The sequence below is a fragment of the Tumebacillus flagellatus genome, assembly GCF_000714935.1.
Lineage (GTDB): Bacteria > Bacillota > Bacilli > Tumebacillales > Tumebacillaceae > Tumebacillus > Tumebacillus flagellatus.
In genome coordinates, this window is record NZ_JMIR01000052.1 from 1 (window position 1) to 14383 (window position 14383).

General features: G+C 52.4%; 18 protein-coding genes and 1 pseudogene. 10 read left to right on the forward strand and 9 right to left on the reverse strand.

All coding sequences use genetic code 11. The features are described 5' to 3' along the window. Positions 1-213 precede the first annotated feature (213 nt). The 6 genes from EL26_RS22155 to EL26_RS22180 all read right to left on the reverse strand — a co-directional run bounded on the left by EL26_RS22155 (position 214) and on the right by EL26_RS22180 (position 6869). Positions 214-735 carry a hypothetical protein gene (locus EL26_RS22155; protein WP_038094475.1) on the reverse strand — a complete coding sequence of 174 codons (522 nt, stop codon included), beginning with the start codon at positions 733-735 and terminating at the stop codon, positions 214-216. 56 nt (positions 736-791) lie between these two features. Then, positions 792-1826, reverse strand: coding sequence for a sporulation integral membrane protein YtvI (gene ytvI, locus EL26_RS22160; protein WP_038094477.1), 1035 nt, complete (start codon positions 1824-1826; stop codon positions 792-794). An 81-nt stretch (positions 1827-1907) separates the two neighbouring features. Next, entirely contained in the window at positions 1908-3359 is a 1452-nt protein-coding gene (locus EL26_RS22165) for an FAD-dependent thymidylate synthase (protein WP_052036703.1), read from the reverse strand. A 136-nt stretch (positions 3360-3495) separates the two neighbouring features. Next, entirely contained in the window at positions 3496-4596 is a 1101-nt protein-coding gene (locus tag EL26_RS22170; protein ID WP_038094478.1) for a sporulation protein, read from the reverse strand. An 80-nt stretch (positions 4597-4676) separates the two neighbouring features. Further along, positions 4677-5747: a sporulation integral membrane protein YtvI gene (gene ytvI / locus EL26_RS22175; protein ID WP_038094481.1), complete on the reverse strand. Its 1071-nt coding sequence runs from the start codon at positions 5745-5747 to the stop codon at positions 4677-4679. Positions 5748-5792: 45 nt separating this feature from the next. Beyond that, positions 5793-6869 carry a Gfo/Idh/MocA family protein gene (locus EL26_RS22180; protein WP_038094483.1) on the reverse strand — a complete coding sequence of 359 codons (1077 nt, stop codon included), beginning with the start codon at positions 6867-6869 and terminating at the stop codon, positions 5793-5795. 150 nt (positions 6870-7019) lie between these two features. Here EL26_RS22180 and EL26_RS24760 point away from each other — a divergent pair. Continuing rightward, positions 7020-7151 (forward strand): annotated as a pseudogene (locus EL26_RS24760) (redoxin domain-containing protein); the annotation flags it as partial. A gap of 21 nt (positions 7152-7172) precedes the next feature. On the opposite strand, the gene EL26_RS22185 reads toward EL26_RS24760, so the two are convergent. After that, complete coding sequence (locus EL26_RS22185; protein ID WP_052036704.1) at positions 7173-8633, reverse strand: recombinase family protein; 1461 nt, start codon at positions 8631-8633, stop codon at positions 7173-7175. Between the two features lie 277 nt (positions 8634-8910). Here EL26_RS22185 and EL26_RS26315 point away from each other — a divergent pair, with 277 nt between their 5' ends. From EL26_RS26315 to EL26_RS22200, 5 genes are all read left to right on the forward strand, one after another. After that, entirely contained in the window at positions 8911-9030 is a 120-nt protein-coding gene (locus tag EL26_RS26315) for a putative holin-like toxin (RefSeq protein ID WP_420802085.1), read from the forward strand. A gap of 320 nt (positions 9031-9350) precedes the next feature. Then, positions 9351-9971, forward strand: coding sequence for a hypothetical protein (locus EL26_RS22190; protein WP_038094487.1), 621 nt, complete (start codon positions 9351-9353; stop codon positions 9969-9971). Between the two features lie 108 nt (positions 9972-10079). Beyond that, positions 10080-11225, forward strand: coding sequence for a helix-turn-helix domain-containing protein (locus EL26_RS22195; RefSeq protein WP_038094489.1), 1146 nt, complete (start codon positions 10080-10082; stop codon positions 11223-11225). A gap of 247 nt (positions 11226-11472) precedes the next feature. Continuing rightward, positions 11473-11604, forward strand: a complete 132-nt coding sequence (locus EL26_RS26540) for a hypothetical protein (protein WP_274518909.1) — start codon at positions 11473-11475, stop codon at positions 11602-11604. Beyond that, complete coding sequence (locus EL26_RS22200) at positions 11601-11927, forward strand: hypothetical protein (protein WP_038094491.1); 327 nt, start codon at positions 11601-11603, stop codon at positions 11925-11927. The genes EL26_RS26540 and EL26_RS22200 overlap by 4 nt, the downstream gene beginning before the upstream one ends. Positions 11928-12187: 260 nt before the next feature. Here EL26_RS22200 and EL26_RS24230 read toward each other — a convergent pair whose 3' ends face one another. Both EL26_RS24230 and EL26_RS24235 read right to left on the reverse strand, forming a co-directional pair. Then, positions 12188-12607 carry a helix-turn-helix domain-containing protein gene (locus EL26_RS24230; protein ID WP_052036705.1) on the reverse strand — a complete coding sequence of 140 codons (420 nt, stop codon included), beginning with the start codon at positions 12605-12607 and terminating at the stop codon, positions 12188-12190. Between the two features lie 91 nt (positions 12608-12698). Continuing rightward, a complete protein-coding gene (locus EL26_RS24235; protein WP_052036706.1) occupies positions 12699-13151 on the reverse strand; it encodes a helix-turn-helix domain-containing protein in 453 nt (150 codons plus the stop codon). Between the two features lie 153 nt (positions 13152-13304). On the opposite strand from EL26_RS24235, the gene EL26_RS24765 reads away from it, so the two are divergent. The 4 genes from EL26_RS24765 (at position 13305) to EL26_RS25145 (ending at position 14239) form a co-directional block, all read left to right on the forward strand. Further along, positions 13305-13535 carry a helix-turn-helix transcriptional regulator gene (locus tag EL26_RS24765; RefSeq protein ID WP_238546173.1) on the forward strand — a complete coding sequence of 77 codons (231 nt, stop codon included), beginning with the start codon at positions 13305-13307 and terminating at the stop codon, positions 13533-13535. A gap of 85 nt (positions 13536-13620) precedes the next feature. Further along, positions 13621-13755 carry a hypothetical protein gene (locus EL26_RS26545; protein WP_274518912.1) on the forward strand — a complete coding sequence of 45 codons (135 nt, stop codon included), beginning with the start codon at positions 13621-13623 and terminating at the stop codon, positions 13753-13755. Beyond that, positions 13752-14006 carry a hypothetical protein gene (locus EL26_RS22215; RefSeq protein ID WP_038094493.1) on the forward strand — a complete coding sequence of 85 codons (255 nt, stop codon included), beginning with the start codon at positions 13752-13754 and terminating at the stop codon, positions 14004-14006. The genes EL26_RS26545 and EL26_RS22215 overlap by 4 nt, the downstream gene beginning before the upstream one ends. A 5-nt stretch (positions 14007-14011) precedes the next feature. After that, a complete protein-coding gene (locus EL26_RS25145; RefSeq protein WP_152559370.1) occupies positions 14012-14239 on the forward strand; it encodes a hypothetical protein in 228 nt (75 codons plus the stop codon). Positions 14240-14383 lie beyond the last annotated feature (144 nt).

A 14383-nucleotide genomic window follows, 5' to 3' on the forward strand; every position in this document is an offset into this window, starting at 1 on the left:
CTTCTGACCTTTCTTCGCCATAAAAAAGACACCCCCTAAAATAGATTACCATTGAGGGGTCTTTCTCAATGTCTATTTTAAGGGGTGCACATCAGCCATGGAGAGGGGCTTTTTTTCAAACGCGATGCCCTGAGTCCGATTGACGAGTTTGCGGGGCATCCGCGCAAAAAAGGCTCTCGTTTCCCAATCCGGGACGAGAACCTTTTGGCATGCTTACTTGGCGGCGGGCTTGGTTTCTTGGCCCGTCATTTTGTACGTCCCGTCCGCTTGCAGTTCGTAGCGTTGCAAGACGAAGCTGCCGTCTGCTTTCTTCATCCCGATGGCAAATTGGTTGCCGTCGGTGGTGACGAAAATGCCCGGCGGAGAGTCTTGTTGCGACCAACCGATGTTGGTGAGAGCGGACGAGACAGCTTTGGCGAGCGCCAGTCCTTGTTTTTGATCCACGGCCAGTTTGTCCATCTGACCGAGGCCGAGGCTCGGGATCGCCGTCGGCGGCAAATCCAAGTAGTCGGCAGTCAGGCCGAACGCGCTGCGCACTTCGGAGACCGACGGGTCGACACCCGGCGTGGTTTGTGCCGGATCTTGCGCGGCCGGGGTGCTCGGCGTGCTCGGGGTGGTCGTTTTGGCAGGGGTGGTGGTATTGGGCGTGTTCTGCTGTGCGGTATCCTGTTTGTCAGACGAGCAACCTGCGAACAAGAAGGTAAGCAGCAGAGCCGCCATTGCGGCTTTTTTCATCGACATTCGCTCCTTCCCTTGTCCCAAAGTACCACAAGTCGGAAGGAGTTTACAAGTTACAAGCGGATGCGGAACCGGAAAAAACCCGCTTCGCGAAACGCTTGGTAGAGGATCACCAGCGCGGGGCCGACGATCAAGCCCATAAAGCCCATCACCATGAAGCCCAAGTACATGGAAATCAACGTCGCCAGCGCCGAGATGCCGAGCGAATTGCCGAGAATCTTCGGCTCGATGATGCGGCGGAAGACGATGATCAGCAGGTAGAGGATCAGCAGACCGATTCCCAACGAGCGGTTGTCCGACAGAAACGCGTACGCCGCCCACGGCACGATCACCGCACCCGTGCCGAGCACCGGCAGAAAGTCCACGATCACGATGATCAATGACACCGCCAGCGCATAGCGGACGCCGAGAATCCACAGCCCGACCAACACGAGGTCATACGTCAGAAACGAAATCAAGATCTGCGCCTGCAAAAAACCGATGATCGCGCGGTTGAGGTTGTTCAAGATCATCCGCACTTTGACCTGCGTGCTCTCTTCAAACAGCCCCAGAAACCCGCGCACGAGGCCGGGGAGGTCGAGCAGGAAGAGAAACAGCGCGATCACGTACACGGTGGAGACGATCAGCAAATTCGGCAGCGAGCGGACGAGGGAGACGATTCCCGTCAAAAGCGACGCGGTCAGCCCGTTCAAGCTGTCGAGACTGCCGGAAGCGGCTTGCTGCAACTTGGAGGCGGTGGAGGCGGGGAGCTGTTCGTAGTAGCTTTGCAACGCGGTGATCCAGTCCTGCACAGGCCCTGCCATCTTGGCAAAAAACTGCGGCAACGATTGCGAAAGTTCCACGATCTCCACGATCATCCGCGTGGTCAGGAAGTAGAGCAAACTCAACACGATCAAGAGAAAGCCCGCAAAGGTCAGCGTCACCGCCCAGATGCGCCGGAAGCGGAGGTTTTTTTGGATCATGCGGACGAGCGGTTCCAGCACGATCGCCGTGACGAGCGCGAGCAAAATCGGCACGCTGTGCGGCAAGATGAAGTACGCGGCCACCGCGAGAACGAGGAACCAAAAGATGCGGGTGTAAGGGAACATGGTCAACTCCTTTCTCCCTCTCTTATCTATATCCGTCTTTCCAAAAAAAGAGACCCCCGCAAATGCGGGAGCCTTGTTTTGTTATCTCTGGAACGGGTTGAACACTTCGCGCGGGTTGGTGACGCGGATGTACTTGGTGAAGTCGGGGTATTGTCTCTCCAACTCTTCGAACATTTGGTACGCGATTTCCCGATAGCTGAAGTGCCCCGCGGACCCGGTGCGCAGCTCGATCAGATAGGCGGCTTGGTGCAGGTCCATCTGGTGCAGCGATCGGCAATTCGCCGCCATCGGAAGCAAGTACAGGGCTTCCACCGGGTTCCATTCCTCTTGCAAACGCGAGACGGTTTGGAAGTGGTTGTCCATCAGTTGCCGATAGTCTTGCGCCATGCCCGTCTCGTGCAGAATGTCCGGCGTGGAATAGCCGAGATGAGTGCCCAGGTCTTGCACGATCTTGCTGACTTTGCGGTGGCGGTTCAGATCGCGGAACGCCCCGATGTCCATCGTGACGTCAAAAATCAACGGATGGCTTTGCAGTTCGCGCAGCCACGCGTCGTGTTTGCCTCGGTCTGCAAACGCCGTTTCCAAGAGGTCGTGCTTCTGTGCCGTGCTGAGGTTTTGCACGACTTCTTGGAGTTGCTTGTAGGAGAGGTGTGACACGCTGTACAAAAGCGCGGTGCAGGCATGTTCCAGCGGGTCTTGGAACAGCGACAGTTCCACCGGTTTGCCCGCACGCGGTTGCAGATGACCGATCAGCTCGCGGGCCGCTTGCTTGAGCTTCAGGCGCGAGTTGATCGTGTACGTATTGGGGGAGGTGTACTTCGCCAAAGTCGGGAGCAGCGGGCCGGTGCGGCGAACGTCTGACGCCGAGTCTCCGTTCGGTTGCACCGGCTCGCGGCTGACCACGGCTTCGCGCATCTCGGCGGCGATTTGGCGGATTTCCGGCACGTCATGGCTCATCAAACGGCTGATTTGGCGCTCCAGCGTGCGGGCGCTGGTGATCTGTCCGAGGCTTGTGTTCGTGGAGAGCGGCAACCAATAGCGCGACACGTCAAACGCACGGGCGCGCAGCGTGCGCTGGTAATACTCCTCGGTCATGTCATCCGGCTTGGGGTATTTGGACGCCAACGCGGATTGCAACGTCTGGGTCAGTTCGTCATAGCGCAGGAACATCTCGTCCGACAACTCTCGATAGCTGCCGGGCGCACCGTCCGGGGTGAAGTACTTGGTTTTTTTGAAGTCTTGGTATCTCGTGGAGCGTTCTTGTCCGTCCCATAGAGGTTCGTCTGCGACGACCATCGCCGCCCAGATCGAGATGTTCTCCAGCGCGATCGACACGTGCGCAAGGTCTGCAATGGAGGAGTGGCCGTATTGGAAGTAGAACGTGTTGAGGAACTCCTCCGTTTTTTGCTGAGACAGTTCTTTCAAGCTGTCTGCGAGAGACATGCTGGAGCGGCTGTACTTCGCCAGTCCGTATGCCGAGATCTCCGGAGCGTTGCCGTAGATGGAGTAGATGTTGCGTTCTATGTTGTCCACTCTCCTCAATAGATTTCAATTCTTAGATCATACCCAAGTTGCAAGGGGATGACAACGGACGAACCGCACCCGTATCCATGAAAAAAAGAGACCAACCCGCGCGGGCTGATCTCTTTTTTCGATCTTGAAGTTTGGCTTAGTCTTCGTCGGAGGAGGAATCGTCCGAAGAGTAGTCGGTCGCTTCTTCGTACTCTTCGACCGCTTCTTCGAGGTCTTCCACCGCATCGTCGTAGTCCTGGATCGCGGCTTCGAGGTTGGCGATCGATTGGTCCATTTCAGCGGAGATCGCTTCGAGGTTGGCGACCGACTCGTCGATGCTTGCCTGGAAGTCATCAAGGCCGAGCGCGTTTTCGATCGCGTCTTCCACCATCTCTTCCACGACGACGTCGACCGCTGCGGCGACGAGGCCGCTCACGATGCCGGTTGCGACGGCATTGCCCAAGTCGGACCCGTGGAATTCATGATGGTGATGCGGCGCATGGTGGCTCGGCGCGTGCACAGCGTGCGACGCGGCATAGCCTGCGTTGTGGATTTCGTGCTCCAGGAAGTCGACCAGCACAGCACATGCGCTTTCCACGGAGGAGAGGTGGTCATACCCGATGAACACGGTCGGAGTGGTTTCGATCTCTTTGCCGAAGCCGCCGGTTTTGTGGTCGAGTTCCACGTACATGCGCACGCCGGTTTCTTCGAGCAGGAAGATCGCTTCCAGTTCGGACAGACGACCTTGGAACGCGCCGGCGACCGGTTTGTACTCGAACTTTTGGTAGCGGCCTTCCATCTCGCCGGAATCTTCCTTGGGAGCGAAGCCGAGGTGGTGCAGGGCTTCTTGGATCACGCCGACCGGTGCAGCCGGGAGAACGATGAAATCATCGAAGTCATGCTTATCCACAGCACCCGGGATGTCGAGTTCCGTGTGCAGAGAGAATTTGACGTAGGGAGAGGATTGAGGGACGACCGGCAGGGTGTAGCGGAACGGGTATCGCAGATCATCGCCTTCGCGCACGACGAGTCCCTGAACGATCTGGAGTTTGGCGATTTCATGCGTCGTTTCGTCATCGCCGTGACGGGTGTTCATGACGACGTTGACGTTGACCGCGTCCACTTTCGTCTCCGAGTTGCCGCCTTTGATCATGATGGTGCCGAGGAGTTCTTCGCCGACACGCACATGGTCCGATTCCAGAACCAGATTGACGGATGCTGAACCGATGCCGATCTTGTTAAGAAGTTTTTTGAACACTGCTAAATCCCTCGCTTTTGATTGAGTTAAGGAATACTTTCGCATACAGTATAACGAAATATTGGAAATAATTCCATACCCTAGTCATGATCAATCAAGAAATCAAACGCCCTGACTTTTAACAGCGAGTTAAACATGATGATCAAGAACGGTGCGAGGATGACGCCGACAAATCCGATTGCTTGGTAGGAGGCGTACATGACGACCAGTGTGACCAGCGGATCGAGGCCGATCGATTCGGCCAGCACTTTCGGCTCCAGCACTTGGCGGACGGCGACGATCAAGCCGTACACGATCAAAAGCCCGATGCCAAGCCGCGTATTACCGGTCGCCAACAGGTACAGCGCCCACGGCACAAACAGCGAACCGGTGCCGAGCAGCGGCAAGATGTCGAGAAACGCCGCGAGCAGAGAGAGCGTAAACGCATATTCCACGCGCAAGATCAACAGCCCGGCGAGCGCTTGGACGTACGTGATGAAGATCAAAATCAACTGGGCCCGCAGATAGCCGAACGTCGCTTTGCCGAGGTCGTCGAGCACGACGTCGCCGCGCTTGCGAATCTCCGGGTGGAGCAAGCGCAGGAAGCGGACTTGCCAAAGCCGGAAGTCCTTGGAGATAAAAAACGCAATCAACAGCGAGAGCACGAAGACCGTCACGGTCGACGGGACGTTCTGCACGGTGTTGAGCATCGATTTCAGCATCCCTTGTCCAAAGTTGGTGATCGCTGCGCTGATCTTGGACAAGTTGCTTTGCACGTTGGCGGACATCTCCGGCGAGAGGGTGCCGTAAAAGTCCACGGCGGTGTGCACGAGATTTTGCGCCCGGTCGACGAGTCCCGCCGACAAATCCGGCACGCGCTTCGTGAAAGAGACCAATTCGACGACCAACTTGGCAATCAAAAGCGTCACCAGTGTAAAACTGCCGCCGAAAAACACGATCAGCGTCGTCAGCGTCGCCACGGTGCGAGGCAGTTTCAGCCGGACGAGCAGTTTGACGACCGGCTCGATCAAGATCGCGATCAAGATGCCGAACAACAGCGGAGAGATGAACGGCAGCACCCACTTGCCGCTGATCCAGATAATCCATCCGAAGGCAAGCCAGAGGGCGAGGTTGAGGATGGAGAGAATATGCTTGGAGACAAACGCGAGCATGAGAAACCTCCTTGGGTCCTGTGCGGACAGCTTGGTTCGTTAGGCTTAAAGCGTCACCCGGCAGCCTTCGTCCGACGATTTGTGTATCGCGTCGAGGACGAGCTGTACGCGATGCCCGTGTTCAAACAGGGGCAAGTCCGGGTCGATGGTGTCCGACGCGAGCGCGTCATAGAGCCGCTCCACAAGCGTAATGAACGGCGTGTAATAGCGTTGCTGCTCCGCAGACATGCCGGACGGGGCTGTTTTTTCCGCGGGCAGTTCGAGAGTTTCGAACGCGTCGTCGCCGAGCGCGACTTCCACCGATTTGTCGTTGATCATCACCAGCGTCCCTTCCGTTCCAAACACTTGGAGACGCCAATCTTCCTTATGATGACGGAGGCCGGACGCGTACTCCACCGAGTACGTCGCGCCGTTTGCAAGCGTTCCGATCGCGCGGAACGCTTGGTCGGACGTGCGAACTTCGCGCTCGCCGTCGACGGTGACTTCCGGGTGATAGGTCGACAGCTCGCCTTGCAGCGTCCGGACTTCGGAATCTGTCCACCACAGCAGGGAGTCCAGCATGTGCGACCCGACGGCGCCGAGCATCCCGCCGCCGGATTCCCGCTTCGAGAGCCAGCCCTGTTTGTTGCGGGTCAAAACGCGGAGAGTCGGACGGTATCCTTCATAGCGCACGTGCAAGAGGCGCCCGAGTCGGCCGCTTGCGAGGATTTCTCTGACTTTCCGGCGCGCCGGGAGGAAGCGCCATTCGAAGTTGAGCACGCCGAGAGTGTTCGATCGGTCGCGGGCGGCGAGCATCTCCGCCGTCTGTTCTGCGTTCATCCCCATCGGTTTTTCACACAGCACGTGAACGCCGTGTTGCAGGGCGTACAGCGTCATCTCGTGATGTTCAAGCGGGGCGGAGACGATGGACAGCACGTCCAAGTTTTCTCGGTCGATCATCTCGCGCCAGTCGGTGTAGACGTTGTCCACACCGGTCGCGGCCCGGATTTCGTCCGGGCTTTTGCGCGCCGTGACGCCGGCGAGCGCGACGACTTCAAACCCTTCGTGGCTCTCAAACATAGGAACGTGCACTCTGGCTCCAAAGCCGGTGCCGATGATGCCGACTCGCAGGATTCTCATCATAGGATCCCCTCCTTATGTATTGTCTATAATTTACCATTTCCACTAAAATTCGCGCTACAGTGAATCTGCAAGCAACGTGAGCCTGTTTACAGAAAGCCAATTTTTGCTATGCTACTATATAGAGAAACTTGTACGTTGGAGGGATTCGTTATGGCAGAGATCACCGTCGGCACGCAAGCGCCCGACTTTACGCTTCCGGCGAGCACCGGAGAGAACTTGACCCTGAGCGAGTTGCGGGGCAAGAACGTCGTGCTGTATTTTTACCCGAAGGACGATACTCCATATTGAGCGAAAGGTAGAAAATTAGTTGAACTCGATCTCTAAAGAGACGTTTTTCCCTTTCCCTCGAACTACTATCCGATCAACAAGGATGGAAACTGCCTCTTTCTTTTCTTCTACGGATGCGTTCTCCCAGTTGGCTTCGATGTCGACTAGAAGTTGTCTCACTTCATCAAACGAAAGACGCTCAACCGGCGCAGGGGGTTCCAGTGCCATAAGCTGTTCAACCAGCCATTCCTCTTTCGCCCGATCCTCGCTTGTCCGCTCTCTCAACTCCTCTAATGTGATGATGTCCTCCGCATAGGCCCTTTGCCATTTTGCTCTGTTCGCCTTCAGCTTGTCGATTTCTGCATTCAGTCGATTGATTTCCAGTTGAATGGTTTCGTCTCCCGATGAGATATGTTCTGAGGTAGCTGCAACTTCACTTGCTGCATCCATAGAAATGAAATGACGGATGTAGGAAAGAAACTTTTCCTCAACGACGTCAGTCCTAACGGACGTAAATGTACATCTATCTTCAGTCTTAAATTCTTCGCGACTCTTGCATCTATAGTAGATGTTGTTCGGGTACTTCGGTTTAGAGCTGTCGTGCCCAACTAGTACCCGCCCGCAACTGGGGCAGAACAATTTACCCGTGAATACATACTTATCGTTGTTCCCCCTTGGGCCGAAATGCTTCCTACTTTCCCTGACCAACTGACACTTTTCGAACAGCTCCGGGGTGATGATTTTGGGATACGCGTGCTCGACCTCGAAATAGTTTTCTGTATTTCGTTTGTAGTTCCACCGGAGGCGGCCGCAATAGACCGGGTTCTTGAGCATATAGGCAATGGTATTTGTGCCCCACTGCTGGCTGCCGGAGGGAGACAAAACACCCATGCGACTCACGAAGTAGGCGATATAGTTCATTGCCTTTCCTTTTGCATATGTCTCATAAATGTATTTGATGATCTCAGCCTCTTCTGAGTGGACGATGAGATCGCCGTCTACAAAACGATAACCGAAAGGAACTGAGCCGCCCGGAAAGAGCCCTTGGCGAACTTTCTCCTCCATCGCCACCTTGACCCGTTCACCTAGGTTCTCACGTTCCCACTGGGCCAGTGCGGCAACCAGCGTCATGAACAGCCGTCCGATTGCTGTGGTGGTATCGTAGACCTCAGTGGCCGACTTGAAGCCGGTGCCGTACTTCTCAAAGAGGTTCAGGAGGTTGTACAGGTCGATGACAGAGCGCGTCATGCGGTCGAGGCGGTACACGAGTACGATGTCGATTTTGCCGGACTCGACGTCCTTGATCATCTGTTGCAACTCAGGGCGGTTGGTGTCCTTCGCCGATACCCCCTCGTCAATGTAGAAGTCGTAGATGTCCCAATCCTGAGATTGCGAAAACTGAGTGAGGCGTTCTTTCTGAGCGGGGATCGAGAAGCCTTCTTTGGCCTGCTCTTCCGTCGAGACCCGGATGTAGATCGCAACTTTTGTGGTGGTCACTAGATTCTTGTCCTCCATGTGGTGATGAATGATTGGTACACCTATTCTAGCACGGAGGGTTCTATGATAGAATTGGAATCAGTCTTCTTGATGAAGATTGGTAAGGGAGAGGTCGCCGGGAACGGTGACCTTTTCTTTTGCATTAACAGATAACAATCGCTCAAAATCCTAGACCGTTGACTAGTGTAAATATCATTTCTCTATGCTACAATCATTTCACAATGTCATAGGCTCCTCAAGGTTGGTCGGCTCATCCCCGTGGAAGGGGGTGAGAGCTTTGTCAACACATGATGTGGTTTCGCTCATGCTCCAGTTCGGCCTGTTTCTGATCGCTGGCCTCTCGCTGATCGTGACGATCGTAAAGCACATGATTGACAATCAGAACAAAAAGAAATGACCTCCCTTGTGCTCGCCAGCGCGGGAGGTCATTTCTACGTAATTTACACCTGAGCCGATCCCCGGAGGGGGATGACATTGAGCCGACCGTTGGTGTTCTCAGCACCGGCGGTCTTTTTTGTTGCTACGTGTGATGTCTATGCAGTTATTGTACCACAAATCATACAAAAATATCGTCAGACACAGGAAATCATTGCAACTGCCACTAAACAAAAACTCGTTGGAATAAGATTGGAGAAAGTAACACAATTTAGAAGTTTTTTCATGTAAAATAGAGTGGTAGGTATTAAGATCATACATAATTAAAGGGATGGGGAAATAGTGAAAACTAAAACTTGGATGATGGTGGGCAGTATCGTTACAGCCCTTGCTTTGACGGTTGGTTGTGGACAGCGAGGGTATGTGGTGAGCGATGGATCTGGGATAAACAAATCCGCGACTACTTCCCAAGTTACCAATGGATCACAACAAGAGAAACAAACTGCAGCCTCCAATAGTGAAAAGCTCCAAAAACCAACGTGGAACACAAAAGACATTGATGCAAAGGAGAACGGAAACTTTCCGATAGCGATCAATCTTCTTAAATCAATGTCGGATACAAAATCACCGGCCGAAGAAGTTGATATTAGCCTGGTCTTTAAAGCTCCGTGGAACTACTATGGGAAAATAATTAAGGCTACCGGAACAGTTGGGATTGTCCAAGATTTCCCACCGGATAGTGAACCGGCAAGAGTATCCGGGGGAGCCGCATCTGAGATCGTAATTTACAATAAAGATATGACCGTCGTGGACTTTTATTTAATGGATAGTAGCGGCACTGTTAAGGTAGGGGATACGGTATCGATATATGGTTTGGCTGTAGGTCAAGAAGTTGTCGAGAACAAGTTAGGTGGAAAAACCACACAGTTAGTTATGGCCGGAAAGCAGTACGATAAACAGTGAAGATTGGTCGCCTACTCGGCGGCCTTTTTCTTTTGTGCGTTGGCTATTGTGCGGATTTTTGAATTCTCGTAAGATTAGAGTAGAAAGTTTGTTCGGGGAGGTGTTGATTTGGAGCTAGATGAGTTGCGAAGCCTTGTTGGAGAAAATATCAAACGCGCACGATTGAAGGCCGGTTACGATTCAGGTCGCAGTTTCGCTGCTGTGTTGTCTTTTTCCCACACCTTATTGGGGCATTATGAAAAAGGGACAAAGACTGTTCCAAACGATAAGTTAAGAGAAATCAGCGAAGTTCTTGGTGTTTCTGTTGCAAGCCTTAGGGCTGTGAATTATGAAGAACAGGAAATGATTGCAGAAATTGAATCAATTCTTTCAAAGGGCGGAGACCTTGCGCGTGCTATCAATTTATCTAAGAAGTTGTTCGAATCATCCATTAACGATACAAAAAAAGTACACGCAAAAGAACTGGAAGGTATGGCCTTATTGAAACAAGGGAAGGCCAAAAACGCCCGTTTGGTTTTTGAGGAAATGCAATTTTACGCAGAACGTGTGAGGGACAAAGATTTAATTCACACATCAATCGCGTTACAAGCAAGGGCATTGTACGATGCTAAAGAATATACAGCGGCACTTCACCTGGCTAATGATGCAAAAAATTACTGTTCTCCTCAATCTGTGGAGTATACTAAAATACTCCAACTGCAGGCTAACATTTTTGCGGATACGAACGAATTGGATAAGGCGCTCGAACTGCACAATGAGGTGTTGAGAAATTACAGAGTGTTTGGGATGAAAGACTATATTTTGCGGACCTTTCATAACATCGGGGACATCCATAGAAGGCGAAAAGAGTATCATGATGCCTGTCAGAACCTATCGGCAGCAGTTGAGATCGCGTATCAAATTAGTAATGTGGAGTCAATCGCTCGAACTTCGGTAGAGCTCGCGAAAGTATTTTTAGAAACAAACGACGTCGCGTCCGCTAGGTCTGTTATCGAAAGAGCATTAGTACATGAGGGTATTCCACCGACTCAAAATGCAAGGTTGAGATACTATTTGAGTGAGTGCCTTGACGATCCTAATGAACGTATTAAGTTACTGGTTGAGGCATACGATTCCATAATAGACACGGATGACGTCAGAATTATTCATCTGACAAGCAAAAGACTTGCCGAAATAGCAGAGCATCAAGGTGACACACACAGTGCTTTAATGTACTATAAAGTTGCGTGTAACTCAATTGAAGGGAGTTGGTAAGTGTGAAAAAGTTGTTCCTATTAGTTGGAGTTTTTGCGATGGTCACGTCTTTCGCATTTTTCGCAAAGCAGAAACCTGTAGCTGAGCAATACCCGCCTTATGGGTTCATGGCAGCAAGTATTGTGTAAAGTTTTTTTGTCGAAATTTGTCGGTGTAAACCCAACATTGCCCAACATATTCAAATATACCTCCGCCTGAGTTAATATCGAGTTACATACTCGAACGAACACTTAGCGGAGGTATTTTTATGTCCTTCAAAGATAACAGCTTGGAACAAATCAAAATTGAAGAAGAATTTGTAGACTGCCACGACGATTACAAACGTCTCCTTCAAGCCGCATTTAACGATGCCGGAGTGAAGGGAGAGCGGATTGCATGAGCACCCTCCAACAAGCAGTAGCCGCGCTGGCCTCCCGGATCGAGGAGTTGGCAAAGACGGATGAGGTCTTCGACACACGGTTCCACAGCCTGATCACCGCGACTGCGGAACTGGCCGCAGTAGACAGAGGGATTATCATCCCGCCTGCGCCGGATTCGACGCCTTTCCCGCCGCAAAAAGAAAAAACCGCCGGTGACGCGGCGGTTTTTGAGGGAAGTATGATTGATCCGAAATGCAGATTAGCCCCAGAAACGAGACAAAAAACCTTCGACATCGGTGCTGATTCCTCGCCAAGCGGCTCCACGCAATGCGCCCACAAATAAATTGTCGTCGTCGTCAATGGCTTTCTTAATAAAATCCAGTACCGCTTTTTGATTATCTGGAGTTTCTATTAACCATACTGACTTTTGTATTTGTAGATGGTTGGGATACGCCTTGATTGCGAGATGGATGAGCTCGTAATCGAATTCCGTTTTTTCGTGTAGGTCATATGCAACGATATATACCATTTTCTCACCCCCTTTCGCGGGGGATCATGCTGCCTGACGTGGTGGCCCCTAAGACTCCCTGTGACGAGGGGGTCTTATTCTTTTGTGAGTAGTTTTTTGATCATCCGTATGTCCGTGTCGTGCTCCTCGATCTGATCCGCCAGCTTGCCGAACCCGGACTCTCTCAGCTCAACGATCTCTCCGGCCAGCGCGTCCAGCTTCCGTTCAAGCCGCGCCAGATACTCCAGAACGCGCTGATCGGACGGCGGGGCAGGAGTTGGTGCCGAAACTGGCGTGGGAACCTCCACGCCGCCGGTGCGGTCGTCTGTGCGCCCAAGGAGGTAGTCCGTGGTCACGCCGAAGAGGTTGGCGAGTTTAACCAACATTTCGTTATTAGGTTCTCTTTTGTCGTTCTCGTACCCGTTGTATGTAGTCAAACCACCAATTCCAACAGCGTCCGCAATATCTTTCTGTTTCAACCTTCTCTCTTTCCTCAACTCCCTCAATCTCTCCAAAACTCAAAACATTCCCTCCCTACAACAAAACCCCCTGCGATTGCGAAGGGGGTTCTTTTTATTAGTCAGGTGCCGGCGGGCGGCAGATGTATTAGGTTTGTTCGCTATCTTGATCTTCGTGCTCGCTATCTTGATCATCGCGATCGTCGTCGTCATCTTTTTCTTCTTCGTCCATTTGATCTTCAGATTGCTTCTTGTATTCTTCGAGCTGGCGTTCCATCGCGGAGGCAATCATGGTTTGAACTTCGGGTGGGTATCCAGCGACACGCCCGTTTTTGAAGTCTTCGATGACTTTCAAATATTTTTCTTCTGAGTACTTTTTATTTTCCTCTTGCGTCTGCTGAGGATGATTGGACAGTCCAAGTAAGTAGTCAGTTGTGACGTTATACAATTGAGCGACTCTTGGTAATAGCTCGTTCGGAACGTCGCGACGATCGTACTCGTAACCTGCATACGTACTTTTGGCTATGTGCAGTTTATCAGCGACTTCTTGAAATGACCAACCACGGCTTTCCCGCAAGTCTTTAAGCCGATTTCCAACCAAGTAGATCACCACCTACATACAGTATAGTTCGCAAATTGCGCACGTTAAAGTGTTGTTCTCAAAAAGCGCACGAAAATGGTTGACGTGTTCAAAACGAGAACGTATAATCAAATTATAGATCGTGTTCAAAACGGATACGAAAGGGGTGGTATCATGAGGAAATGGATGATTGAAGCACGTGAATCCAAGGGGCTTTCCAGAGAGCAGCTTGCATCTGAGGTAGGTACAACTCGTTCGCATATCTGGGCTATCGAAAACGAAAAGAGAACCCCTCGACCAGAATTGGCGAACAAAATTGCATGCGCATTGAACGTTGATGTAGGTCTTTTTATGTATATGCGTGTTCAAAATGGACACGAAGAACAAGCCGCAACCTCAGCCTAATCAACCGCGATTTAAAAAACTACCTTGTCACTCAATTCTAGCAGAGAATGCTTGATTTTGTGAACAACCCCCGGAGGTGAGATTGATGAAACAACCGAGCCGCGAAGCAATGAAACGCCTCTACGAGTTCTGGATGACCACCACGATCCCGCGCATGACGGAAGAGAAGAAGCGGGCGATCATCAACCGCAACGCTGCTGCCGCTGTCCAGTCCGCATGATCGGCACCGTCCTTCGCGCATACCTCTCCGGCGTAGAAGTCGAGCTGTACGTCGCAGCCTACAACAAGGACGAGCCCAACACCCTGCGGTGCATCGACAAACACGGTGTCCCGTACATCTTCCGCAAGTCGCCTGACCAGAAGAAGTTCAACAAGATCCGCAAGACCGACGAGAAGAAAGACCCCGCCGAGATCGACAAGATCATCGCCGCGAACTACGCACGCTGCAAGACCCCGCTTCGAGGGAGGTGAGCGAGATGAAGAGATTCGACTGTGGTTGCGTCGATGGCCACTACTGGTGTAAGAAACACGACATCTACACCAAGTTTGATCCGAAAGACCCGCCGCCTCACGGCGTAGGACACGTTCGGAGCAAGCCCTATCAAGACCCGGTGGTGCGCAAGATGTGCGCTCCCGAAGACTACGTACCCACAAGCTGTTCCTGCCACATCTCCGCTCCGTGCTCTTTCTGCACCGGACAGTAAAACACCGCAACACCGCTACGAACCACTCCACGTAAGAGCGCAGGGCACCCCAAGCAACAGAGCCCGTGAAGACGCGTCCGGACAGATCGACGGCCTGAAAGGTGGGCCGACCAAGAGTGAAAGCGAGGTGAGGGCCGATGTTTA